The following is a 24,845-nucleotide window of genomic DNA, read 5'->3' as shown; positions in this document are numbered from 1 at the left end:
CTTATCAGTTGATATAGAAATGGTTATAGTAAACCACGCTAGCAAATTTGGAGAATATAGTGGGGATGACCGAGACGGATCGGGAAATTTATTTGCGGAAAACGGAAAAAGGAGGGTTAATACCCTCCTCTTATCACATTCAGGAAATCGATAAAGGCCTCACTAAAATTCTCAGCAGCCTCATAATTACTAAACTCGTATTCCTCATGCACACCTGCTGCCGTTCGCAAGGTGATAGCTCCATACCTGACAATCGGGATCTGGAAATTATCCCTGAACCGTTTGTCCGGAGCGCCATTCTTATTGACCTTGTCCCAGGTATGGTCTATGACCTTTGCATCAGGTGGCACGGCCCCTCTTTCAATGAACCTCACAGGCAGGAACTTAAACTGTAATTCTTTCAGGTCGATAATACCAAACCTGTCTTTGGTATCGTACATGATGATAAACCCAGGGTAGCAATACAAATCCGCGCCATTGGCATTCTTGAACCACAACGGTTCAAAATTGGAATGAATATCTTCAATAGATTTGATCCCTATTTTCACTTCTTTCTTATCCACCACTGTAGAAGCTGCTGACCTTGTCACCCTCCTGTTTTCAGCCACAGCGCTGGTCACATCCCATACTTTATGAGATTGAGATAGCCGTTTGAATGCTGTTGTGACTGCCTCATATTTCTGCAGGATGTCAGTATCAAAAGAAATATCCAGTTCCATCCGGCTCTTCACCAGCTCCTGATTGATTTCGTCAATAGCAGTTTGTTGAGTAGCGATTCTTTCTTTGATACCTTGTGAAATAGATTTTACAAAAAGTCCATAGAGAAAAACATAACTCAGCGTGAGCTTAGTTTTCGAACCCTTCAATGCCAGTCCTATTTGCTGCAAGTCATGTTGCAATTCTTTTCTTTGCTGATGTGCGGATAAGATAGTATCCTTCACACCCTGCATATCCTGGTTCGTAATTTCAGCAGGAGCGACGCTGAAGATGTTGCCTTGTGGTGTAGTTACAGGAACATGATGAGGTACAGGAGAAGAAGGTTTTGCTCCAGGCAATGCTGGTTTATTCGTCCCTGCAGGCAATGCAGGCTTCGACGACATTTTATGTCTTCCCAATACAGAATTCACATAAGTACCATCATGTCCCAAAGTAACACTAGCGCCTTTTACACCTATATTAGTACTAATACCTTTTCTACTAATATTTAAATGAACACCGGGAATGATTTTGATTCGTTTTCGATAGGTCCAAGCCATAATTTCAAAAATTAATTACAATTACAATAAGATCTATCCACATATTCTTTACTGTTTCCGCTGTAATAGTAACAGCCACCCTGAGAGCCTTTATAAAGTGTATGTCCATTATAGGTACAGGAGCCTGAAGTTGAACTATCACTTACATCTATGTCCAAACCAGTATCAGTCTTGGTACAACATAAAAATGATGTCAATAATACAGTACAGCATAATAGCTTTTTCATATCAATAAAATTTAGGGATTACTTACAATCACAATAAGACCTATCAACATATGTCTTATTACCATTCTTATTCAGATAATAACAACCTCCTCTAGGTCCTTGAAACAGCTTATGCCCTTTATAAGTACAATCTATCAGATTGCATGCTAACATTGATACCAATAATGCAGTACAGAATAATAATCGTTTCATTTGGGGTAATAATTAAAAACAAAAATAGGGATAAATAGGACCGGTCTATTATTGAATCTTACGTCAAATCATTAGTATCTGCTATAGGTCCACATCTTTTCACAGCAGCAATACCATTATCACGCCCGGCAGCTGTAGTATAGCTTTCACTTTTCCCTATTGTTAGCCCATTAGCAGCTGTCAAAACAAACGTATAGGTAGGCGTATCCTTTTTCACATACCTCTTATCCAAAGGCGCATTTTCCTTCACTGACTTTATGCCATTTTCAGCGCCTTGTTTACTAATATACCCTTCGCTGGATAAAATAGTCTGGCTATTTTCTGCCTTTAAGTGGAAATAAAACTCACCACTTGATTTAAAAAGATCAAATTTGGGATTTGCCATATTATATTGTTTTTAGTTTAATTATCTTTTACAACTCTAAATCCAACATCACTCAATCGCTCATCCGGCCGCTCCGCACGCTTACTATTCACCGCCAACTCTCCCACCTCACTATCATACCCACCACCTTTCACCACCTTCTTCGTCTGCGCCGAATCCGCCCAATCTTCACACCACTCTGCCACATTCCCACTCATATCATAAATCCCCCACGCATTCGCCTTCCTATGCCCCACAAACGCCGGCTTCACCCTATTATACACCGCCACCGTCCCTGCCGAAGTGCCACCACTATAAATCGTACTTCCCCCCGCCAGCGCCGCCGCCTGCCACTCCATCTCACGCGGCAATCTTCCCTTCACAAATGCACAATACGCCTTCGCTTCCTCCCACGTCACATTCCTCACCGGCATAGAATCAACAGAATGAATGGGCTGCTCAGGGAATATCTTACCCGTAAGCATGCAATACTCCCTGTATGCAGCCACTGTCACTTCTATATTACTGATACAAATAGGCAACCCTTGTACATGCACATACTCCTGCTTCAAAATCCACCGATGGCACCACCACGCATAAATCAAATACCACAAAAAAACTGTCCCCCCCATCACACACAAGAATGTACATATCCTTAACAACCGCCCTCTCGCCACCCGCTTCCTTCTCAAAATCTTCTCTTTCAATGACCTCGCTATCTCCTCCGGATTCTTCTTCCAATCCACATACACCATATGCTTCGACAATCCCCCCACCTCCGTATCATCCAATCTCAACTGCAAAACATTCCCCTGTGGGAACTGCGCCAATGCCATCTGCTGCTCAATACCAGACCAATACTTATTCACACAATACCGACTCGTTATCAACAACACATACTTCGTCCGCTTCCCATATGCATCCATGGTCAGATTAATCAAATGCTTCCCCCAATTATCCTTCTCCTCTTTATAATAGTAATACCGAACATTCAATTGCTTCAACTCTGCCGCAATCATATCCGCCACATACGTATCCTCTTCCGCCACCGAAATGGCTACATCAATTGTCTTCATATCCTCCCCTCCTTCACCAATTGCCAATAATACATCCCCAATGGCGTCAACCTACACTTCCCACTATTCATTGCCGCCCAATACATATACTCCTCATCTACCGGCTCCACTAACCCCACTCCCTGCATCCTCCGCAACACTTTAAACACCCTGATATGCTCCGAATCCGCCCCCTCCACCGTATACTCATAACTAGGATCCAATGGCATCTCATAAGCTACCTCCGGAAAATAGCTCCTCAACAACCTCAAATCACCTAAATCCAACGGTGGCTTCACTTTACGCAAATTCAAAGACCGCGCAATATTCGCCTTAAACACCGGCCTTTGTTGCCACCCTCCCAATCCTCTATCTATATAACTATAAATATTCCCCGCCGTCACATCCCCCACTATATCCGCAGCTCCACCATGCAATGCCTTCAACAACAAACTCGTAAACACCCCCATCCCTCCTACCTCCTTCGATTTCTCCGAATCTCTGCTCGATGCCAATATCACCACACCCTTCCCCAGCACCGCCATCCCATTCCCCATCAAAACCGGCGTGCCCATCGCCCCTGCATGACAACAATCCAATACAATCACCTTTTGCATGGCCTTCGAAGTCGCCGCCATCATCAGGATGTCATCCATAGAAATCCCCTCATCATACCGCTGAAAATCCGGCGTCACGATGTACCCACCCATCTCATTCACCATCCCATGTCCTGAAAAATAAAATAAATGAATCTCATCATCCCCGCTGAATAGCTCCATCAACCGGGATTTAATAGCCGCTTTGCTATGATCTTTCGTCATCAACATGACATCAAAATTTGGGGCACCATCTTCATTGGAACTTAATACCTCTCCAATACTGGTCGCATCATTCACACAACCATATAACCTCGCACTGCCCGGATAATCATTAATACCGACAACCAATGCTCTTCTCATGTGTTAGGGGATTTAAAGGGATTCAACATTTCCCCCCAAAGGTTGTTGTTATATCCATAGGAAAAAACCTGTACCACAGGGGAAAAATCCCCTTTTTTAAAAAACCGGGTAGATTTTTTATCCCTAAGGCAGATTTTTAAACCTGGGTAGATTTTAAACCTGAGAAGAATTTTTGTACCAGGGTAGATTTTAAACCCAATAATGAATTTTTAACACCCAGGGGGAATTCCCTCCACCACCATAGGATTTTTCCCCTATTTGCTTTTCGTTGATTTTTGAAGGGTAAGGAAACAATAGCTTCGCAACCGTAAACGGTTTACAAAAGCATTTTTATTTCCTTAACACCAAAAAACTTTGTTCATTATGCAACAACACGTCACAGTAAAACCTCTACCTTTCTTCTATGTCGGACAAACCATCACCAACGACCGCATTAGCAGTTTCAAGACACAAAAACATCCGCTCCTCACACAGGCAATCGGTAAATCCGATACTTGTTCTGTATGGTATTCAAAAGAACATTTCGTAAAATTGCTGGAAGAAATCGAGTTTGCAGGTGGCGACGGCATCCGTATCAGCTTTGGTACGTATGAAGCAGGTCACCAATACGAGGGACAGACTTGTCTGTTATTCAATACGACGAGAGCAACTGAAGTTGGCGGCGCCATCACCCACACGAACGTAATTCTGGAAAACGAGCCAGACTTTGCAGAACGCTCTGCACAGGAAAGAGACATTATTCACTTCCCGGGAGAAGATCCTATCGTCAAAGACTTTAACCTGGGTTCACCCTGCCCTCCATTCTGCAATGATGGCGGACCAAAATAAGATACACTAAATGTACAGATTGTTGAATCATCGATTTTTATATCTTATTCCACTATTGCTTAGCGCCATTTTTAGTCTGAAGGCATTCAGACTAAAATGGCCTAAGCCTTATAGACTGTATGCATGCATGGTTATCCTGTCTCTGCTCACAGAGATCCTGGCCCTTGCCTGGAAATGGGAACTATACAAATGGGGATCCTACCATTTTTCCCAGAACAATTTCTGGATCTACAATTGTTTTCTCATCATCCGGTTTGGCCTGCTATCAGCTATATTCAACATGACATTATACCGTAATAAGCTATTACCCCTTATTACGGGCATCATCTTTTTGTTTGGAATACTGGACTACGCCTTCATCCATGGGCCGCTTCAGTTTAACACCTATAGTATGATTCTCACCCATGCTTGTATCATCACATTATGTCTATTGTATTTCCGGCAACTATTGCAGGAGCCTGGCGTTATCTCTATACAAAAAGAGCCGTTATTCTGGATGGCACTCAGCATCTTCTTTTATCATGCTGTGTCATTGCCATTCTTAATTATGTTGGGGTTCTTCAACATACAAGACTATCGGCTAACCGTTTTATTTTTTCCTATTAATGAAGCCCTTAACTTCTTATTGTGCTCCTGTTATCTAATAAGCTTTTTATGGAAACCTCAATATTCGCAACCTCTCTGACAATCATTATATCCACTTTACTTGTTCTGGGACTCTGTACCGCCGTCGTATATTTTCTATTTCTCTATCAGAAAAAGAAATTCCGACATCAACAGGAACTCATTGAAATGCGCGAGCAATTTAATCATGTATTGCTGCAATCAAGACTCGCTATCCAGGAACAAACGTTGGATCATATCAGTAAGGAGTTGCACGCCAACTTCAGTCACCTCGTGTCGTTGATCAATATCAACCTCCAGGAAATTCTGCCACAAGCACCCGCAAATCAACGGGAAAACATCCTCGAAACAAAATCGCTGGCGAAACAACTGATGAGTGAGCTAAAAGCCCTATCGGCCAACTTAAACACAGATCACATTATCCACATCGGCTTTGTTAAAGCACTGGAAAATGAACTGAACCGGCTCGCTAAAACAAAGAAATACGAAGTGGTCATCACCAAAGCGGGTGAGGAATATCGTATCTTACCTGAACACGAAATCATCCTCTTCCGCCTCTGTCAGGAAGTACTCAACAATACCGTGAAGTATGCAAAAGCATCTGAAATCACCGCTTCTATCAATTTTTCAAAAGAGCAGTTTGTACTCGTCATTACGGATAATGGCACTGGGTTCAATGTACAGGATGCCCTCGAAAACAGCGGAGAGAAACAGAGTACCGGTTTGTTGAATATGCATAAAAGAGCGTCGCTGATCAATGCAGAACTCCTCATCACCAGCCGCAATGGTGGCGGTACCGTCGTGATCATTACTATTCCTCAACCCCAGATCCTTAAATCTATTCAAGAATGAATAAAATCCTGATAGCCCTCGTAGACGACCATAACCTGTTTCGCAAAGGCCTGATCAAACTGATCAACATGGGAGATACACAACAACGGTATCATATCCTCTTTGAAGCAGACAACGGCAACCAACTCAAAGAGAAAATGAGAACACCCCCATTTCCTGATATCATTCTCATGGATATCGATATGCCGGAAGTGGATGGCTTTGAAGCGGTAGAATGGCTGCAACGTACACATAGTGATGTAAAGGTATTGGTCATGACCATGCTGGAATCAGAAACAGCGATCTTGCGGATGCTACGCATGGGGGTGAAAGGATATATTCATAAAGACATTGAAGTAGAAGAACTGACGGCTGCGCTCGAGTCTATTGCGGCTAATGGATTTTATTATTCTGATGCTGCGTCTGAGGTATTGCATCAAAACCTGAATGGATTAGATCGATCCAACAATACCGCTATACATTTATCTGAAAATGAAAGGGAGTTTATTAAATGGGTAGCCACGGATATGACTTATCAACAGATAGCGGATAAGATGAATCTGAGTGTGAAGACGATTGATGGGTATAGGGAGGCGCTTTTCCGGAAATTAGGTGTAAGGACCAGGGTAACGCTGGCGCTGTATGCGGTGAAGCATGGGTTAGTGGAATTATAACCCACAATATTTGGCAAATTATTAGTAATGGGGTAAACGCCCCATTACTAATCTTTATCCACATCCTGATTATAAAAGAAAGTACTTATGCTTATTGACACCCCACTCACTTCACATCCCCTATTTTAGGAAAAATCTGTATCAAAAAACGCTGATTATCGGGCTCAAACGGCAACCGCCCAATCCCTCCCCATCCATTCCCCGCCACCTGCAAATCCACCAATTCCTCATACTCCTTCGCCTCAAAATCAATCCCCTTAGTCTTCCAATAATTCTTCAAAGCCAACGCCCGCTGATAACTCAACTCATAATTATGCGCCTCCTGCCCCGTCCTGGAAGCATACCCCGCTATCACCACCACATACGAGACCCGCCTTAACCGCTCATCCGACGCCCGCTCCTGCTTTAAATGATCAATGATTGATTTCAACTTCAACCCCGCCTGATCTATATGATTGATCGTCTCCTGGTAATTCTCCAACTGATCAGGCATTAACTGGTACTGGTTATTCCCAAACTTCACATCAAACGCTAACTTAAATCGCTTATACTGCTCCTCATAAATAAATAATGAAGACTCGGCCTTCAAGGGTCGCAAATTCTCTTCCACTGTCTCTATGATCTTCAATTTATTTGCCTGTAACTGAATCGTAGAATTCAACCGTACATAAGTAAGAATATACAATACCAGCATAATAAAAAACAAACTGGTCATCAAATCCGTATAACTCGGCCAGAAAGCATCAGATTTTGCTGTATTCATCTTGACGCTGTTTTTTTACCTAACAATTTTGTAACTGTACGACTCAACCTCACCGACAATGAATCTTCTGATGACCGTTTGATCAGATTTAACTCTTCCAGCATCTTCGCAAATTGCTCATTAAACTCTTCAAACCGATCTATATGATCATTCCCCTGACTCTTGAGATCTACCAAATGACGATTCACCAACTCCAATTGCCCTAACTTTTCCAGGTGCTTCCACTTCTCATAATAACTATCCTTCATCTGATCAATCTCTTTCAACGTGATCTGCTGAATTTCTATCATCCGCTCCTGGGTAAAGTCTTTTAGCAACTGTAAGCTATTATCCAGGGTATTATTCACACCATTCACCGCCTTGGTGATCAACTGATGACTATCCTCCAACGAACTATAATGATGTTGCAAAAATTGCATCAACTCGCGGTTCTGGCTAAACACCGCCATAATATTATCTCCCACTACATGCAGCTCGTCCGTACGCGTCATGACCTGGCTAATCTTTTCAGCGAACGTTCGCGTACTCCCTACCAATTCACTGATGTTCGACACATACTTATTAAACGCTTTGAACTGCTCCATTGAGGTTTGCAATTCCTGCAAAATAACCACATTCGCATTCGCAAAATTGACCACATCCATATTATTCAGTGTATCTAATATCCGCTCCTGTGACTGAATGGTCGTCACATGTTTTCCCATCGCTCCACTTAACTGATGAATACTTGTCTTGAACTCTTCATTAAATTTATGCAGGTTATTCTGTAGTGAATACAACGTAGAATTAATATTCTGGTTCAACAAAGGCATGAGATCCGTCTGGATAAAAGTGTAAAACTCATTCCTACTATCTTCTACCATTCGTTTAGCCCGTTTAAAGAAATAGCTATTCCCCGCCAGGGTACACAGCAATCCTGCAAAACTCGCGATCATCGCTATTTTCACACCCCCAAGCAATAATTGGATAGCTTGACCTGCCACACTGGGATCGGCAGCCAGGCTATCCCCTGAGATCTGTATTAATCCCAGTACAATCCCCATAAAAGTACCCAACAACCCAAGATACAAAGGCAATGATACTGACTGCTGAATATCATTTTCTATTACAGCAACATTTCGCTCCACCATATCTTTAATCAGGTGAAAATCTGAAGCAACACCCCTGTTCCTAACCAGGTAAGTATTGATATTCCGCACGATTTTGTCTGTCACCAGATTTCCCTGGCCTTTTTTAAATACCAGGTCAATATAGACGATCTCTTCACCCAACTCATCACTCTCCATGATATACTTATTAATATTGTCCAGCAACTCATTCGGATGTAATTGAAAAAGTGACTTAGCCAGTCCCACATTAATTACTTCAAACTCTTCACGGGATGGGAAGATCTGCTCAAATAACCGGACCTGGCTCAGCGTCCTGAAAAATACGATCGCCTGCAATACTATAATAAAGATGACTCCCATAATTTCAAAAACCTGCACACTATTCATATCTTATAACAGCTTTAGCTTTAATGATCCATTTATCATTTTCCAGGAAAGCGACTCCCTGCTTGCGGGTAACAATATTCCGGGTACCGGGCATTGGAAGATTCTCCTCATCACAAGCTGGCTTAATATAGCTTTCAATGACCTTTATAATATCATTGATGCTGGCACCAGTCGTATGCAATTCAAATCTGGCCTCCGTCCCGCCAGGTTGCAGGTAAAACTTATATACCGTGTTTTCCCTGTGATTGGAACGTGCACTGGAAGGGAAGCTATTACCCGTAGGACCAGTCATATAAAATGTACCTCCAGCAGATTCTTCAGGAATAACAGGGGTGTTCATTGCAACCACACGAGGTGCAGGTTGCTGTAATTTTTCAACATGTTCTTTAAGGGTAGCGTATTCATCCTGAATACTTTTCAGAACAGGACTACAAGCTATCAATCGTTCTACTTCTGTTGGAGTAATGCCAGCAGGGCTTTTAGCTTTCTCCCAATCCAGCGGCATCCCCATTTTATTCAACTTTTTTTCAATGCCCCACAACCGACGGTGTATATTACTATTAGTGATAAAAACATAAATACCCATACCAATTATTAATAACATAGACAGGCATGATGCCCACGTCTGCCAGTCAGTACCTGCCTCAATGACTTCAGGAGGTGGAATCGTTATTGGCTGTGTAGAAGACGCTGTCTCAACCGCTGGCTTGATCAGATTTGTATCTACCACCGCTTCCCTTGTTGGTGAACTATCTACGTCAACAGCTGTTGGTTCTTCCTTTTTCACTGGCACAGCTACAATCGTTTCTACCGGCGCAGGTACAATCTTTTTCTCTGCCGCAGGTACAACCTTCTTCTCTACCGGAGCGGGTACTATCTTTTTATCTACCGGGTGTACTACCTTCTTTTCCGGCGTGTGTACCACCTTTTTATCTACTGCATGTACTACCTTCTTCTCCGGCGCAGGTACCACCTTTTTATCTACTGCGTGTACCACCTTCTTCTCCGACGCAGGTACCGCCTTTTTATCTACCGCATGTACCACCTTCTTCTCCGACGCAGGTACCACCTTTCCCTTTTTCACCTCCTCCTGCTTTTTCGGCATCACTGCCTTCGGAGAATTTTGCTGCCCAATCCCATCCTGAAAAAAACATATAAATATCAATACCGTGATTATTCCTTTCATGAGTTTACAAGGTTATTTAGATGATAAATTTTATAGGCCAGCCTATTCATAGCTCCTATCAATGGATAAAAAAACAATGTCTCTTCAAGGTCAATATTGACATTCCCCGCCAGCTCCTTCAATTTCTCTGTGATCCCACTCTGTAAATCATTCCTTACCTTATCTTTCAATAACTTTTTATATTGCTCAAAACGGCTGGGATTCACTCCAAAATGCTGGTAGTAATTAAATTGTCTATCCCATTCAAAGAACTTATCCACAAACTGACTCACTGCACTACATACATCCTGAATCAACTGCTCATCATTCAACTGACTATAACGAAGCGAAGTACCAGGAATCAATGACTGCTGTGCGCCACCGACTAACACAGTTCCGATCTGCTTTTCCAACTTATGAAAAAGAGTAAAGTCAGTACATTCCAATCCACCTTTACAGGTGATTTCTTTAGACTTTTCATTAAACCTAAATTCAATCACAGGTGCATTTGTCTCAAATACATCTGAGAATATAATCCTTGTATACTCATTCAAAGTTTCCAGGTTACCACCATCAGTTAATTTTACCAACCTGGCCCCATTGCCACTGAAGGTAATGTACTCCGGCACTTCCATCCCCTTCGCTTTCATCAGTTGAGCAATGTGGTAGATGATCGCACCATAAAAGAAAACCAATACCAGCTTCAATTCACTTTCCGCTGCCAGCATCTTCGAGAAGGAAAGCGTGATACCTTTATCCTTCAATGTTTTATTATCTTCTAACGAAAAGAAAAACTCTATCAACTCAATTGAGTTAGAATTTTGATTCTTTAAAGTTTCCAGCACCGTACTTAGGTTATTCGCAGTAATATTCTTCAGTGAATCACTGATACTTGCTTCAAACCGTTGTACAAATCCATTCGAATTGGCATTGCTTCCATATCCATCCCCGAAAATGGCATTTGCTGCAAACTTGAATGAGGTCAACAGAATCGGATTTTCTCCTTTATACGCTACAATATCAGTCGTACCGCCACCAATGTCGATATTGACAGCACTTCTGTCATGCGCTCTCACGTTCTCCTTATGGTAATAGTAATAGAATGGTGCAAAAGATTCAGACATGCTATGGAGCTTATTCGCCTCTCCGAAGTAACGTTTATAATAATCCTTCCAGGAAGTACCCAGCAGCATTCGCCTGTTCACCGTCATACTAGTCGGGTAGAACCATACGATCTCTGTAGCGGCGAGATCCCCTCCATTCAGCAGAACTTTATTCCTGATCATCAACAACAGTTGCTTCATGAATGCCCTCGTTCTCCGCTCAAACCGTTTTTGGTTATTGAACACACCCCATTTCAAATTGGAAGTGATTTCTCCACCATATACAATACTCTCTTTTAAATACCCAAATGGAATATTCAGGTCTGCCAGTGCAAAATTGGCTTCATCCGGGTTAAAGGAGCCATTGTCGTAAATCACAGTACGTTGTGGAAAACGATACTGTTTCCCTGGCCCGATTGTAAATGGCAAAAACTCTTCTCTTACAATATCAGTCAGCGCAATAGCCCCCAGTCCTAATCTGGCCACTTTCAATGCTGCCAATGTTCTGTCATCTGGCGCATACAAGGTGCCAATCTGTATATCCTTTTCTGTTATATCAAAAGGTCTGGGCGATTCATTCCCTATTTTATATTCGATATGCGTATTCGTTGTTCCAAAATCAATCGCGAACTTAAATACCTTACCCGCAGCCTGCTGTGGTACAAATAATGGTATCAACAATGCCCTGGCGGTAGTATTCACGACCTCTATATAGTCAAAGTTCTGCTCCAGGATATTGTACAGCGTAGTGACACCCTCTTTCTTATGCTTATGACTACGCTGGCGGGGAGCGAGTTTGTTGATTGCCTCCGAAGGCTGATCTGCATTGTAAAAGTTGAGTGTATAATTATTATGCTTCGTCAGCACCTGCAGATCCCTGTCCACCAACATCACCCTGTAATGTGGATTCACCCTGGGATCGGATATCTTTAAAAATGGATAGACGGCTATTGTAAACTGATGTTCTACAATAATCCCCTGGTTATTGGCTTCATCCGGCTGTTGTATTTTATCGCTGAACTGGTTCACCAGGTAAATCCGTGACATCTCTATATATCGGTTATTCCGGATAGGAATTCTCAATATCACCTTCACCCCACCAGGCATTTGCATCATCTCAAAGCGATTTTTCCCATCCGATACATTCCCCTTCAGGTCTTCCACTTTGAAATATCTGAAAAACTCCTTCTTAACAGGCAATGCATATCCATGATCACTTTCTCCCGAACGGATCGTATAATTACCCCCAAAAAATTTATCCGTATCCAATGGATATGGCAACCTGACCAGGTATGGTTCAAGAAAGTCACTCACCGTCAAATAAGGGTATTTCATATGCCCCTGGTTCGGCAACATCCTTTCTGATAGCGGGTTAGGATCATATGCCGGCACCTTTCTATGATAATCTTTTTGCCATATCCCTCCTGCAAATCGCAATGGTTCATTAAACGACTCCATAGGAAACACACACGGCATTGGCCCCTCTATTAACCTGGATGCATCCATCACAAAATCGTTCTCATCAGAGGTATTCACCACGCCATATTTCTTTGCCCGCAGGTGATGCCCCAATATTTCAGCATTATTCCCAGCTGCCTTTACTGATATTTTTTGGTATTCCTTCTCATATGACCCGCCATCCAGATCGCGGATCATATCCCGCAAATCATCACCCAGTAAAGAGAAACAACTCGCCATATAAGCATCCACATCCTGAAAAAGCCTTGAAAACTGTGGAAAACCAGCCTTGAATGAATACAGGTACTTTATAAAATCCCTGTCCCGTTTATGAAGCGGGCAATATTGATTATCGAACACCCTATCATTGGCAAACATGATATCCACAAATGACAGATCATTCGCAGAAGAAAAAAACAGGGTTGAAGGAGAGGTTCCTCCAATGATGTTAATCATTTCAGGACCATTCTTATAATTAAGCAGGTAGAACTGTCTGACATGAGCGAAGTTAAAAGCGACCCTATCCTGTGAGATAAAGGTCTTTAACGTTTCTCCTAACAAACGGTGCCTAGGGTCTTTGGATTTAAGCAGTTTGCCAAGGTCGCTATCTTCATTTATATCAATGTCATTGCCGACAGCACTGATCCCCGCATTCCATTCAATGATTTCAATTTGGTCCGTGAATGCTTCAATATTGAAAAAGATATTGGCAATGTCCAGGCAATCAGATACAATCTTATGATAGATGGTATTACCATCCAGGTTACCACTCAGGTTTACATTTCGGAAGGCCGTCCTTACCAGGTCCATCCTGGCAAATGGAGTAGGAATGGATGTAATCTGGGTATCGGCATTTGCACCGGCAGGGTCGCTGATAGAATTGATAAATGTGTCATGCAAATGACCTCCTGTTTCCTGCCAGCCCTCAATATTTTCAGAAGCGCCTTTATGCAGGCGAAAGATTTTGCTCATTGCAGTTACAGATTTATTTCTTTATTGATGATGACAGCAGTGGCGTCAGAGAACAGTGCCAGTAGTTTTCGGGTACTATTCAAATGATCTAATGGAGGTTCTGACTTTGACAGTACTTTCAGGAAGTTGTCCACACCTGCAGCATTGAATATATCTTTCAGGACACTTTTTTTATTCACTACACCATTTACCAGGTTGTAAAAATCCTTCCCGCTCTTTTCTGTATCGAGGGCAGCAAAACTTACATTGGAATGTGCCATTTCATTTAACCATTCTGCATAATGCCTGTTAAATAAGGTAATGGCTGAGCGATATCTACCATCCAATTCATCTATCGTCAGTTTATTATTGCCATGATTGGCCCATGCCTCTCCCTTCCTGCCCGCAAATTCTTCATAATGATGGTCCATAAAATTGCGAAAAAGACTTAACCTGGTCAGCGGTTTGGCAATCTGGTCATAAGTCTGCCTGGATAGATCAGGGAAAGTAATATTCATACTCTCCTTACCTAAACCAAACTCAAAATATTTGGGACTGACAGCCTTCCTGTCATCGCTGACCTGTAGTTTATTGTCATCCATCGACATAAAGTCGATAATACTTAATGCTGCGGCTAACTCTACAAAGTGTGCTTTATTCTTCTGCTCATTGGCGCCATCAGCACCTTTCTGATCATTGGTTACTTTATCACCTATATAATAAAGGGCGTTTACTGCACGAATGCTCTCTCCTGTCAGGTTATGTGCATAGTAGGACAAAGCTGCCTTCGTTTTGGTGGTGAAAGAATTACTATCTATCGTTACACCATTGGCCTTATCCACACCGAAGTAAGGAAGTACGGTCACAGCACCCACCCTGGCGCGTTGTAAATAGTAATGCCTGGGAATAGGGGGCGCGGCATCGCGGATATTCTTTAACAATAAGGGAAAACCAGCTGCACCAGTACCGCCAAAAATGGAACTCACAATGAATACTCTATCCTGCTCTTCAAAGCTGGAAGCAAACTTTCTAAAAAATGGCGCATCCTTAAATTTATTCAGCACCACACTTCCAATATTAGGGTTCCCCTTAAAGCCCACTTCCATGTCGGCGTCCAGGTTCGCCTTCGAAAACAATAACGAGGCAAAGGCCTTATTACTTTTATCCAGTTCACTATAGCCTATAAACTCCCTGAATCGTTGTTCCTTTACGCCATCTATGTCAAATTTAAAATTGTCAGAGAGATAACCGGCATCACCTAACTCATCCAGTGAGGAAATCATCGTTTTAAAAAAGTCACTACTATCAGATGCTCCTTTTTCCCTGATTTCTTTATATGTTTTCAGTAGTTCAATAGTTCTGGTCAGGTCACCATTCGATGTATCAGGATCAATGATGATAGGAACAATGGCATCGGTATTTTTAATCTGTACACCAGCGGCCATGAGCATGGTCAATGCCTTTACAACACGAGAGCCGGTACCTCCTATTGCAAACAGGAATAGTTTAGCCATGGTTAAAAGGGGATTTTTTTGTTATAAATACTTTTCCATTTAATAAGGAGAGATAAAAGAACAGACCATACCACGGAGTAAATAGCGGCTGTAATACCAAATCCTATGCAGTCACCATCATGGAAACTGAGTTGTTCGCAGTACCGATGGTTGACCAGGTCTCTATGTGAACCTACATACGCAATCAGAAAAATTATAAATGCACCCACCAGGATATTACCCAACCACCATCCCACCTGGTTAAATGGAGAACGGTTGAGCAATCCATAATAATAGTTGAACAGGATCACTACATTTACGAAAATAAGTGCGAGAATTACAAAGTTATAAGCAGATTGCCGGGACATAGTTTGACAATCGATGTCCAGTCCGCGCAAATGTTCTCCCAGTCCACCAGAAGAAGAATATAATCCGACTGCTTCAAAGATGGCAGGTAAAATGTTCATGATAATTGAATTTTATTTAGTTCCTGATAGAAATTGGAGGAATAGGTATTGTGAACTGATGAGTCGTGCTACTGGCTTTATATGCCTGTGAAACACCACTCATCAGTTGTCTGAATCCGAATGTCTGGTGTTGTTGCAGGCTGTCTGACGGGTTGTTATCATCCTCATTTCCTGTTTGAATGATCCAGGATGGGAGCTCATACCTGAGGCCGATTTTTAAAATATGATGAGATTGCAAATGATCCGTTTTAAGGGTGAGGGTATGGAGAATACCCGTATCTTTTTTAACACTCACCACAGAAAATTTATCATTTACAGTATAGTTATTCACATCCATCAAATAATCTTCCTGGTACCCTAGCCGGCTAAGATCTGCATTAAAGGAAAACTGGAATACGCCTTTATTAGCTTCGGCCCCTGTTAATGCCATCCGGCATGCGGGTTTTGCAAATTCAAAATTGCCTTTCTTATTATAGTAAGTCATCGTAGCATACGCCGAATCAGTGGGATCATTCGCAGACAAACAATAACTAGCTTCATAGCCTGGGTAACTTTTGAAATCTATTGTCTGGAGTAATGCAGCCAGGTTTTCTTTTTTCCCAAATAAGAGCAGGTAGTATGGTCTGTTGATATTATTAACTTTCATGGGCTTGCCGCCATTGGATTCAGCATAATAGATTCCGGAAAAAGAGGAATTGTATTTAATAACAATGGTCGATATCTTCCCTTCAGCTTTAAACTTATTGGACATGAAAATTTTCATCTCTGCTTCAGCAAGTGAGCTATTGCCTCCTTTATCAGAGAAGATACAATCTGATACCAGGATACTTACTTTTTTCCCCATTTGAGTGGTGCAGGAATCTATCACCTGTGGCAATAGCGACGAGCCATTGGAGGAACATAATGATTTCAGGGTACCTGGGTTAAGACTCATTACTGACTTTACGAGGGGAATATTAGTTGGTGGCTGGAAAGGACAAATATGCCCACTAATAAAGAATAATTGAGGTTCCCTTTTTAGTTGAGCCGGGATATCGCTGATAAAGTTAATAAGGACTTTTTTGAAGTCGGCATTGTTTCCCAGGTAACCGGCCATGCTACCAGAGTTTTCGATATAGATGTTATAATCCACATTGGGGACAGCTTGCTTTTGAGGGCCGCATTTATAGTGGATAGCTTCATCCCCTCCACATCCCCATAAAAATATCAATAAAAAAAACAGGAGTTTTCCATGGGGCAGGGTATACGCATTCTTCATGTTGGGAATTTTATCATACCAGCAGTTTATGTCTCTTGTCTCAACAAAGGTGACATTAACCGGGGTAGGAAAAAACCTGGGGAGGGAGGGGATTTTTCCGGTATTTGTATCCACCAATATGTAGCAATCAAGTAATAGTTTAGCTTTACTTCATTCACCAACAAAATCGCTATGCTATGAATTACGGACAACCAATGATAGTAATGGGCTGTATAATCCTCCTGATCGCACTATATGTTTTTATCGTTCGATGGGTGCTGCGTATTAACGACATCATTTTTTACCTTGACAAAATAAATGAGAAGCTGGCAAGAATGGAGCAATCCAAAGAACCTCCTCAAGAGTAATAAATCATGAGACTATTCACCTTTTTCACAGCAGCCTTACTTTTCATTGCTACAATTCAATTACCAATAGGCTTCTACACCGCTCTACGCATATTGGTATTTATCTGTTCAATATTGTTAGTCAGGTCATCCTACCAGGATAGCCTGACTAACTGGGTGATCATTTTTTTGGTAATAGCGGTTTTATTTAATCCAATTATCCCTGTTTATCTATATAAAAAAAGTATTTGGATACCTATTGATATAATAGCAGGAATATTGTTTATAGTGAGAGGCATCTCTTGGCAGCGAAACATTAAATAAATATATTTCAACACATTACTCCCTCTACATATTGCAATGAGAATCTCCGAACGTTTTAATCTGAATAAAGTACAACCACAGTTAGACTTTGTTGATGTAGACACTAATACAGATACTCCATTATTTCTCGATCCGTTCTTTCTTAGCCTACGAACTGACAATTGGTCTGTTGAAGCCTCTAAAACAATTAGAAGCTTTTTCCAACAAGTATCTACCGAGTCAGTTTATTATGATAGAGTGTAAAAACTATTCATCCGACCCTGCCAATCCGGAATTGGATCAATTAGCTGGTCGATTTTCACCCAATAGAGGCAAGGTAGGACTTTTGATTTGTCGGTCCATTGGGGAAATGGATCGCTTTATTGCAAGATGCCAAGATACTTATAGGGATGAAAGGGGCCTTATTGTTCCTATTATAGATGAAGATATAATCAGATTACTTTCTAGTTTTGTTAACCCTGATTCTGATTACATGGAAAAATTTCTTAGCGACAGGATAAGAACAATAGCCACCAATTAAGGTGGCTATTGTCATATTACTTTTACCATAAGCAATTATCAAACTTTTCACCACACCACCACTGTTCTATTCCCCACCTCCGGGTACCTCAAACTCTCTCCCCCCACAATTTCCACCTTTATATAATATTCAAAATCTGTTTTCTTCTCCCCCACATGCACCCTATACACATTCGCTCCTTCACGCTCCACTACATCCGAAGAATACACCTTCCCACCCAATTCCTTCCAATACAACTTCACCTCCTTCACGGCTTTCCCCGACAATACCCTCACCCTAAAATCCAAACTCTCCCCTGCATTCAACATTGTCCGCTTCGTCGTCACCACCACCCTTGCAGGTCCTTTATACTCCTTCGATAACACCAACGGAGGCACACCACCTCTCGCCGCCGCTATCAAACTATCATACCTCGTCAAGTACTGCATCCTTTGCATATTATGCTGCTCAATATTCGCTATCATCCCCATCTCGCCCGTCGTACTCACCGTCTGCAACAATTCTGTCATCATCTCCTCCCAAACACCTGCCGTACTATCCCTTAATACCAGCAAACTATCCCCTAATTCTTTCTTCCCAGGCAAAAGTTTCGCAATCGTATCCATCTCCCCTAACAAACATCCCACTTTTGAAATAGCCCTTGCATAATAAAACGTATGTAACCAATACTGGTAGTTAGCCACCTGACTGGGTGCATGCACCAATTTCCCACACTTCTCAAACTCACTAATAAAATCATATCCTTTCACTACTGAATCCCACGGCATCTTATTGGCAATAATCAAACCCGGCCCTTTTATCCCCCAGATAGTCGCTCTTGGAAAGTTAGCCGTATAATCCGTCACTTCCGGACTCACAGGTGCAGCGCCATCAAATCTTTGAAAAATAGCAGAAGCAATCTTAGCCGCATCCTTTCCAAATTGCAAAGTCGTCCATTCATCATACAAATCACCCACCGGGTAATCCCGCTTATCTGCCGGCACTTCTTTATCATAAGTATTCGCTTCCCATCCAGCCTTCGCCAATGCCATAAAGTTTGGCGAAATATTCCGCGTCCGCCAATGAATACCCATCAATCCTGTACAACCATATTTAAATGCATCCTGCGCATCCTTTCTCGTCCTGCCTGCCCAAAACTGCGGACAAATTAACGCCGGATCATCCTCCATCCACGTAATCTCCCACCTAGGTCTTTGTGTAACAGTCGCAAATGCAGGTTCCACAGGCATATATCCCTGTTGCCTGTTAATTACACTAAAAGGCATTTCCTTCGGCAACAACTGATCAAACTCCGCCCTGTTCCTGGAAGGGCCTAACACCCATCCACAGGTAGCCAGTGTAAACGGTGCCTTTACCGCCTTTGCAGCCGCTACCGCACTCAATAGATCTTTCTTTACAAAATCAGTCTCTCCCGGCCGCTCACCAGACCATGTCCAGTCTTCCGGTGTCCAAAACCAATAATAATCCAATGGATAAGTCGCCTTAATCCTGGAAAACATTCCTTCGTACAAAGCTTGTCTGATAGAATCCTGACTGGCTTTGGGCAAAGTACGCTTCACCTCATTAGGAATTGTCAACGCCGTTTCAGTACCCACACAGGTCTTCACACCTAATTCCTTTGCCAGGGAAAAGGCCCCATTCAATACAGCTCCCACCTTATTAAAAATATTGATATTCTCCTCTGGCGTATGCGGCCAGTTAGATACCCCTTTCATATAATCCGCACCATAGTTATCCGTCTCGAATAACTGCGCGGCACCAAAATTAAAAGCAGACGTTTTCTTAGGATAGTAATCCCATGTACTGTCATTAGTATTTGCATGCAGTATAGGATAGGCGTTATTCACACGACCTGTAGCAGGATCAAACTGCTCCTTCGTTCCTATCCAAACCACAGGTTCAGGTTTGTACCATCCTCTGAAAATGCCGACACTAGGGTAAGTATGGAATCCGATAAAGTTCATTCCCATCTTTGGCAACTGTCCAATGATGGCTTTATAATCATCTTCATTCCACCAATCCGGACCTTCCGGAAAATCATGAAATGGTTGTATCCCCCTTAATGCAAATGCGGGTGCATAGGTTTTATTAAACCCACTTAACTGAACCTGATTAATACGGGTATCCGGGATAATATCATCATCCAGTGCAAATCCAATTCCGGTAGATTCCAGGAATTTATACGCACCATATAGTGTTGCAATCTCTGATCCTCCCACAATTATCAACTTGCGATCTGATACAGACAATAACTGATATGCATCCCCTTTCAGCTGCTGATTAATTCGCTGATCTTTTATCGTCACTGCATCAATCGTTCCTACCCAGATGCTATTATCGGCATCGGCATTACTAACACGGGGTAACTCCCCTGTTCTGACATAGATATATCGCTGCAGCTCTTTAACGGCTAACAATGTGGCACCACTCGCCTGCTTGCTATGAACGATTACAGGTACTTTAGAAAAACAGGGATCCAGCTGCAATAGTAAAACGATCAGGACTATATATCTCATTGAATAAAATGGTTCTTAATAACAGTGAAATCAAACCCTCAATTTACCAGCTCTGCCTGATATCCTTCTACAGTTTATTATACAAAAAGTAAATTATATTAACCTTTTCATTGCTCAAATTCCGTTATCTTGCATAAGATCGTCCACAATGAAACCACTGATTCAAAAGTTACCTCTCAATGAGAACAATTCATTTGTTGCTCAAACTTTCCGCACACCAGAATTTGAGGTAGGCTGGCACCAGCATATTGAGTTCGAACTGATTCTTTTTACTGAAGGGGCCGGCATGAGCTTTATCGGAAATCATGTGGGAGAATTTGAGACAAATGATATTTATCTTTTAGGAGCTAATTTGCCACATACTTTTCAGAAACGCGAACCCGATATGATAGCCAGTGCTGTCGTTGTACAATTTAAGGAAAATTGCTGGGGCAATTCGTTTCTTGACATACCTGAATGTCGTCACATCCGCCATCTGCTCAGTACATCCTCCTATGGCCTAAAAATACAGGGAGAAACCAAAAGCGAGTTATTCTCTCTGATCACATCGCTCGAAACAGCCAAGGATTTTCAACGTATTCTACTATTAGGACAATGCCTGGACCTAGTGGCCCGTACGAAGGAATATATCACCGTCTCGACACAGGAAGTTAAATCTCAACCCAAAGAAAAAGAAGTCATCGATAGAATTTTCCAATATACGATTGACAATTTCCGCGATCCCATTTCCCTTCCACAAGTTGCTGACATCGCCTGTATGAGTATCCCCGCCTTCTGCAACTATTTCAAGAAAAGTACAAAAAAAACCTACATTGATTTTCTCAACGAAATCAGGATTGGATATGCGTGCACACTGCTGATGGAAACACAAAAAACTGTCCTGGATATCTGTTTTGATAGTGGATATAATACAATGGCTAATTTTCACAAACAATTCCTGAAGATAAAAAAATTCACGCCATTACAATACAGAAAACACTTTGCTAATAACATGGGGTTATTACAGAATAATATTCACATTATACCTGAATAAACATTCTCTTACTCCTAACCCTTCCCCTTAAAAATATCCTTAACTTCTCTTCAGTATTCTTAATTTCTCTTCATGAAAAAGGCCCGCCTGTTGTTAGCCCTCATTTGTACCTGCGTATCCATCGCTGGTATCTTCGCTTTCAAAGCAAGGACTTATAATGCCCCTACCTTCTATTGCACGACCGTCTATGGCGCGCCAGGTACTATCAGTATCTACCCAACCATCGCCCTCCCTACTACCGCTTACTGCACTACCCAATATAGCTATAACTGTTATAAATCAACCATCATCAGCTTCGATTTCCAATAAAACATCTACCAATAGGAATGAAACCATGTTCAGAACAATAACGCATTCATGAAAGAGGGAATTTACCAACAGGTATGATCACCATTTTCAGAAAAAAGGCAGGCCTGGAAAAGCCCGCCCCTAAGTTGCTTAATATTAATTGTTCCAAGTATAAAGGCCAAATCTACACCCTCCCTCCAAAACACATTTGTTATCAGCTAGTTAATAGGATCAAATCGATCCTGCCAGGATCATTAACACCCGAATTAACCACTCATTAACAAAACTTTCAACAATATTCACTATCTAGCAAACCGAACATTGAGATACTAACTCCCTACCCATTATGCACCACATCTCCCTAAACAACGTTTTCAGACAACTGAAAGCGGATCTTATTGGCAAAGATTCATATCGTGGCGTCACGCTCACTTATACATGGTTAGCTAACCAGTTCGGACACTTTTCTCTAGGCTTCATACCTACATTATTAATTCCCCACCACGCTGCACCCTGGATCGTCGCCATCGCCTGGACGCTCTTTGAAGCTTACAACTTCCTCGGGCCCTTGTTATTAAATAAACATACCGAATCCAAAACCTTATACGTCCCTTCTCATAAGCGATATACCTTCCCACCTACCTGGGGCAACATCGCATTCGACACCTTCACGGATCTCTGTTTTTTCTGGCTCGGCGCCTTCGCCGCCAGTCTGCTCTTAGGTCACCACACGATATTGAATATCACCATCATCTCTATTATCCTCATCTACCCTATCTGCTACTGGTACCCGACTAAAATGTACCTCCAGCAAGCCTGTCTCCCTACTCAATTCCGCCTCAGTCAATGGAATCTTTCCATCAAAGACGCTGACAAGGAAAAGGTGTACGGATTCCTGAATGCCACCCTTCATCCCGACACCATCATCGGCAAGCACCTCTTCATCTTCGGTGGCAAAGGCAGTGGCAAAACCGCCCTTGGCATCGGCCTCGCTACCGAATCTGCTATCAAGCACAAAGCCTGTCTGTATACCACCGCTATGAAACTTTATAGCCTCTTCTCCCTCACGGACGAAGACATTCAGCAAGAAGATCCTAACCTCTGGACATGGCGCACGACCTCCCTCCTCGTCATTGACGATATCAATCCTGGTCAACCGATCCCCAAAGACATCGTGACCGCTTACCAATTCATGGAATACATGGAAAACGACGGTAACCGCCACGCCTTAAAAAACAAAAATGTAATCTGGATTTTGGGAGATGATGCCACTTATAGTGAATGGCAACAGATGCTCCATACTATTGGGGTACCAAAAGAAAGTATTTCCGCTATTTATCTGCCGCAGGGTAAATTGTCATAACGGGTAACAAACACCTCAGCGTAAAATGTGATAATTCGAACCCTGACACTTCAGGCTAAAAGATAGCTCCTGTTCCGTCAATGCATGAGAATTGAGGGTTCTCCACCATGATGGGGTTTCACTCCCCTCACGGTAAAATATGATTCTCCATAGCAAACGTCACCAAATGCGTTAAACTCTTCACCTCAAACCTTTTATACAATGGAATAATCCTTTTTTCTATCGCCGACTGCGTAACATTCAACTCATGTGCGATCTCTTTAAAAGACTTCCCCTGCGCCAACATGGCCAGTGCCTCCTTCTCCTTTTGTGAGATCGCATAATAATGAAACAACTTCTTATTCAACTCCTCCTCAAACTCCGCCTTCTCTGGCCCATACGCCGCATACTGCATCACCTTCCCCAGTTTCAACCGCTGGCTGACCTGGTTCCTCCCAATTATCTCCGTCACCCGTCCATTCTCAGACCTAAATACCCCCACCCGCACGATGAGCGGCACGGGCGTGCCATTCTTATGTAACTTCTTTAATTCTATCGTAAAACTATACTTTTCCAGCTCCTCCGACCGGCTCATAATAAACATCAACGCCTTGTCATTCAGTTCGAATGAAAAAGGTTTATACTCCGGCGTTGTGATATCCACAATACTCAGCATATTGATCTCACTATCCTCATATCCCAGCACTTCTTCCCACCCATCCGCATATACCATCCTATTCTCCTTAAAGGAATACACATATATTGCTTCCTCAGGAAACCGCTGTATTGTTCGTCTTAAACTAACTGCCTGTTCACTGTTCAAATCGGCAGGCAAGGCTGTGATCATAGATCTGGAAAACTCACCGGGATTGGACATGACAAATTTTTAATTCCTCTAATTTAAGAATTCCTGTCCAAACTGCGGATTTTCGCAGTTGACCTCCGATAAAAACCTGTTTATTTTTGCGAAACCTTTCAACCATTACTTTAGAACCCCAATTTTATTAACCCCATTAGTTACTACAACTTTTCTAGTGCCAGGGTACAGGGCAAGCACTAACCTTCGCTTGCCCTTACCGTTGGTTCCTCCTTACCCACAAATCATTCCACACGCCTTATTCCTCTGAACTTACTCCCCACAGAACTAACTTTCCACATCTCTCTATACACCTAACTCCCACAACGCTCTCCCCGTAATCCTCTCCACATAACACTCTCCCCAAACACTCATGCATATCTTTACCCCCTCCCCTGAATTACTCATTAAACAATAATTTTCTATTTCTCTTTTATTAGATTTTAAAAAATCATTATATTGAAGTTGTTTAGTCT

General features: G+C 42.2%; 20 protein-coding genes. 7 read left to right on the top strand and 13 right to left on the bottom strand.

The genetic code is table 11. The annotated features are described in order from the left end of the window. Window positions 1-116: 116 nt before the first annotated feature. The 4 genes from BW716_RS00105 to BW716_RS00090 all read right to left on the bottom strand — a co-directional run bounded on the left by BW716_RS00105 (window position 117) and on the right by BW716_RS00090 (window position 4,053). Window positions 117-1,256 carry a DUF4236 domain-containing protein gene (locus BW716_RS00105; RefSeq protein ID WP_083720061.1) on the bottom strand — a complete coding sequence of 380 codons (1,140 nt, stop codon included), beginning with the start codon at window positions 1,254-1,256 and terminating at the stop codon, window positions 117-119. A 477-nt stretch (window positions 1,257-1,733) separates the two neighbouring features. Then, window positions 1,734-2,060 carry a YegP family protein gene (locus tag BW716_RS00100; protein WP_083720060.1) on the bottom strand — a complete coding sequence of 109 codons (327 nt, stop codon included), beginning with the start codon at window positions 2,058-2,060 and terminating at the stop codon, window positions 1,734-1,736. Between the two features lie 17 nt (window positions 2,061-2,077). Continuing rightward, a complete protein-coding gene (locus BW716_RS00095) occupies window positions 2,078-3,115 on the bottom strand; it encodes an SUMF1/EgtB/PvdO family nonheme iron enzyme (protein ID WP_083720059.1) in 1,038 nt (345 codons plus the stop codon). Next, window positions 3,112-4,053 (bottom strand): caspase family protein, encoded by a 942-nt coding sequence (locus tag BW716_RS00090; protein ID WP_083720058.1) that lies wholly within the window; start codon window positions 4,051-4,053, stop codon window positions 3,112-3,114. The genes BW716_RS00095 and BW716_RS00090 overlap by 4 nt, the downstream gene beginning before the upstream one ends. A gap of 363 nt (window positions 4,054-4,416) precedes the next feature. Here BW716_RS00090 and BW716_RS00085 point away from each other — a divergent pair, with 363 nt between their 5' ends. From BW716_RS00085 to BW716_RS00070, 3 genes are all read left to right on the top strand, one after another. Then, a complete protein-coding gene (locus BW716_RS00085; protein ID WP_083720057.1) occupies window positions 4,417-4,881 on the top strand; it encodes a hypothetical protein in 465 nt (154 codons plus the stop codon). 654 nt (window positions 4,882-5,535) lie between these two features. Further along, entirely contained in the window at window positions 5,536-6,357 is an 822-nt protein-coding gene (locus BW716_RS00075) for a sensor histidine kinase (protein ID WP_083720055.1), read from the top strand. Next, entirely contained in the window at window positions 6,354-7,010 is a 657-nt protein-coding gene (locus BW716_RS00070) for a response regulator transcription factor (protein ID WP_083720054.1), read from the top strand. Before BW716_RS00075 ends, BW716_RS00070 begins: the two co-directional genes overlap by 4 nt. Window positions 7,011-7,116: 106 nt before the next feature. On the opposite strand, the gene BW716_RS00065 is transcribed toward BW716_RS00070, so the two are convergent. Genes BW716_RS00065 through BW716_RS00035 form a run of 7 tightly spaced genes read right to left on the bottom strand, consistent with a single transcriptional unit; the run spans window position 7,117 to window position 17,164 of the window. After that, window positions 7,117-7,773, bottom strand: a complete 657-nt coding sequence (locus BW716_RS00065) for an OmpA family protein (protein WP_083720053.1) — start codon at window positions 7,771-7,773, stop codon at window positions 7,117-7,119. Beyond that, window positions 7,770-9,242, bottom strand: a complete 1,473-nt coding sequence (locus tag BW716_RS00060) for a MotA/TolQ/ExbB proton channel family protein (RefSeq protein ID WP_143708662.1) — start codon at window positions 9,240-9,242, stop codon at window positions 7,770-7,772. The genes BW716_RS00065 and BW716_RS00060 overlap by 4 nt, the downstream gene beginning before the upstream one ends. 19 nt (window positions 9,243-9,261) lie before the next feature. Next, entirely contained in the window at window positions 9,262-10,455 is a 1,194-nt protein-coding gene (locus BW716_RS00055) for a hypothetical protein (RefSeq protein WP_083720051.1), read from the bottom strand. After that, entirely contained in the window at window positions 10,452-13,967 is a 3,516-nt protein-coding gene (locus BW716_RS00050) for a hypothetical protein (protein ID WP_083720050.1), read from the bottom strand. Before BW716_RS00050 ends, BW716_RS00055 begins: the two co-directional genes overlap by 4 nt. A gap of 5 nt (window positions 13,968-13,972) precedes the next feature. Continuing rightward, on the bottom strand, window positions 13,973-15,460 hold the full coding sequence (locus BW716_RS00045; protein ID WP_083720049.1) for a hypothetical protein: 1,488 nt from the start codon (window positions 15,458-15,460) through the stop codon (window positions 13,973-13,975). A gap of 2 nt (window positions 15,461-15,462) precedes the next feature. Further along, window positions 15,463-15,906, bottom strand: coding sequence for a hypothetical protein (locus tag BW716_RS00040; protein ID WP_083720048.1), 444 nt, complete (start codon window positions 15,904-15,906; stop codon window positions 15,463-15,465). A 16-nt stretch (window positions 15,907-15,922) separates the two neighbouring features. After that, window positions 15,923-17,164: a hypothetical protein gene (locus BW716_RS00035; protein ID WP_143708661.1), complete on the bottom strand. Its 1,242-nt coding sequence runs from the start codon at window positions 17,162-17,164 to the stop codon at window positions 15,923-15,925. Between the two features lie 353 nt (window positions 17,165-17,517). Between BW716_RS00035 and BW716_RS38910 the strand changes: the two genes are divergently transcribed. After that, window positions 17,518-17,814, top strand: a complete 297-nt coding sequence (locus tag BW716_RS38910; RefSeq protein WP_368677456.1) for a DUF6804 family protein — start codon at window positions 17,518-17,520, stop codon at window positions 17,812-17,814. 567 nt (window positions 17,815-18,381) lie between these two features. On the opposite strand, the gene BW716_RS00025 is transcribed toward BW716_RS38910, so the two are convergent. Continuing rightward, window positions 18,382-20,850 (bottom strand): alpha-glucuronidase family glycosyl hydrolase, encoded by a 2,469-nt coding sequence (locus BW716_RS00025; protein ID WP_083720045.1) that lies wholly within the window; start codon window positions 20,848-20,850, stop codon window positions 18,382-18,384. A 148-nt stretch (window positions 20,851-20,998) separates the two neighbouring features. On the opposite strand from BW716_RS00025, the gene BW716_RS00020 reads away from it, so the two are divergent. From BW716_RS00020 to BW716_RS00010, 3 genes are all read left to right on the top strand, one after another. Beyond that, window positions 20,999-21,883, top strand: a complete 885-nt coding sequence (locus tag BW716_RS00020; protein ID WP_083720044.1) for an AraC family transcriptional regulator — start codon at window positions 20,999-21,001, stop codon at window positions 21,881-21,883. A 72-nt stretch (window positions 21,884-21,955) separates the two neighbouring features. After that, window positions 21,956-22,192, top strand: coding sequence for a hypothetical protein (locus BW716_RS00015; protein WP_083720043.1), 237 nt, complete (start codon window positions 21,956-21,958; stop codon window positions 22,190-22,192). A gap of 325 nt (window positions 22,193-22,517) precedes the next feature. Beyond that, complete coding sequence (locus BW716_RS00010) at window positions 22,518-23,534, top strand: hypothetical protein (protein WP_083720042.1); 1,017 nt, start codon at window positions 22,518-22,520, stop codon at window positions 23,532-23,534. Window positions 23,535-23,661: 127 nt separating this feature from the next. Here the strand turns inward: BW716_RS00010 and BW716_RS00005 are convergent, their stop codons facing one another. Continuing rightward, window positions 23,662-24,390, bottom strand: coding sequence for a LuxR C-terminal-related transcriptional regulator (locus tag BW716_RS00005; RefSeq protein ID WP_083720041.1), 729 nt, complete (start codon window positions 24,388-24,390; stop codon window positions 23,662-23,664). Window positions 24,391-24,845: the final 455 nt, after the last annotated feature.

The organism is [Flexibacter] sp. ATCC 35208, from assembly GCF_001975825.1.
Classification (GTDB): domain Bacteria; phylum Bacteroidota; class Bacteroidia; order Chitinophagales; family Chitinophagaceae; genus Chitinophaga.
This window is presented reverse-complemented; position numbering and strand designations above follow the sequence as displayed.

Excerpts from the sequence above, each read along its gene's own strand:
- BW716_RS38910 (WP_368677456.1), top strand. The coding sequence starts at position 17,518 with ATGAGACTATTCACCTTTTTCACAGCAGCCTTACTTTTCATTGCTACA.
- BW716_RS00025 (WP_083720045.1), bottom strand. The coding sequence starts at position 20,850 with ATGAGATATATAGTCCTGATCGTTTTACTATTGCAGCTGGATCCCTGT.
- BW716_RS00070 (WP_083720054.1), top strand. The coding sequence starts at position 6,354 with ATGAATAAAATCCTGATAGCCCTCGTAGACGACCATAACCTGTTTCGC.
- BW716_RS00100 (WP_083720060.1), bottom strand. The coding sequence starts at position 2,060 with ATGGCAAATCCCAAATTTGATCTTTTTAAATCAAGTGGTGAGTTTTAT.
- BW716_RS00085 (WP_083720057.1), top strand. The coding sequence starts at position 4,417 with ATGCAACAACACGTCACAGTAAAACCTCTACCTTTCTTCTATGTCGGA.
- BW716_RS00090 (WP_083720058.1), bottom strand. The coding sequence starts at position 4,053 with ATGAGAAGAGCATTGGTTGTCGGTATTAATGATTATCCGGGCAGTGCG.
- BW716_RS00010 (WP_083720042.1), top strand. The coding sequence starts at position 22,518 with ATGCACCACATCTCCCTAAACAACGTTTTCAGACAACTGAAAGCGGAT.
- BW716_RS00005 (WP_083720041.1), bottom strand. The coding sequence starts at position 24,390 with ATGTCCAATCCCGGTGAGTTTTCCAGATCTATGATCACAGCCTTGCCT.
- BW716_RS00050 (WP_083720050.1), bottom strand. The coding sequence starts at position 13,967 with ATGAGCAAAATCTTTCGCCTGCATAAAGGCGCTTCTGAAAATATTGAG.
- BW716_RS00045 (WP_083720049.1), bottom strand. The coding sequence starts at position 15,460 with ATGGCTAAACTATTCCTGTTTGCAATAGGAGGTACCGGCTCTCGTGTT.
- BW716_RS00060 (WP_143708662.1), bottom strand. The coding sequence starts at position 9,242 with ATGGGAGTCATCTTTATTATAGTATTGCAGGCGATCGTATTTTTCAGG.
- BW716_RS00055 (WP_083720051.1), bottom strand. The coding sequence starts at position 10,455 with ATGAAAGGAATAATCACGGTATTGATATTTATATGTTTTTTTCAGGAT.
- BW716_RS00015 (WP_083720043.1), top strand. The coding sequence starts at position 21,956 with ATGAAAAAGGCCCGCCTGTTGTTAGCCCTCATTTGTACCTGCGTATCC.
- BW716_RS00040 (WP_083720048.1), bottom strand. The coding sequence starts at position 15,906 with ATGAACATTTTACCTGCCATCTTTGAAGCAGTCGGATTATATTCTTCT.
- BW716_RS00075 (WP_083720055.1), top strand. The coding sequence starts at position 5,536 with ATGGAAACCTCAATATTCGCAACCTCTCTGACAATCATTATATCCACT.
- BW716_RS00095 (WP_083720059.1), bottom strand. The coding sequence starts at position 3,115 with ATGAAGACAATTGATGTAGCCATTTCGGTGGCGGAAGAGGATACGTAT.
- BW716_RS00035 (WP_143708661.1), bottom strand. The coding sequence starts at position 17,164 with ATGAAGAATGCGTATACCCTGCCCCATGGAAAACTCCTGTTTTTTTTA.
- BW716_RS00020 (WP_083720044.1), top strand. The coding sequence starts at position 20,999 with ATGAAACCACTGATTCAAAAGTTACCTCTCAATGAGAACAATTCATTT.
- BW716_RS00105 (WP_083720061.1), bottom strand. The coding sequence starts at position 1,256 with ATGGCTTGGACCTATCGAAAACGAATCAAAATCATTCCCGGTGTTCAT.
- BW716_RS00065 (WP_083720053.1), bottom strand. The coding sequence starts at position 7,773 with ATGAATACAGCAAAATCTGATGCTTTCTGGCCGAGTTATACGGATTTG.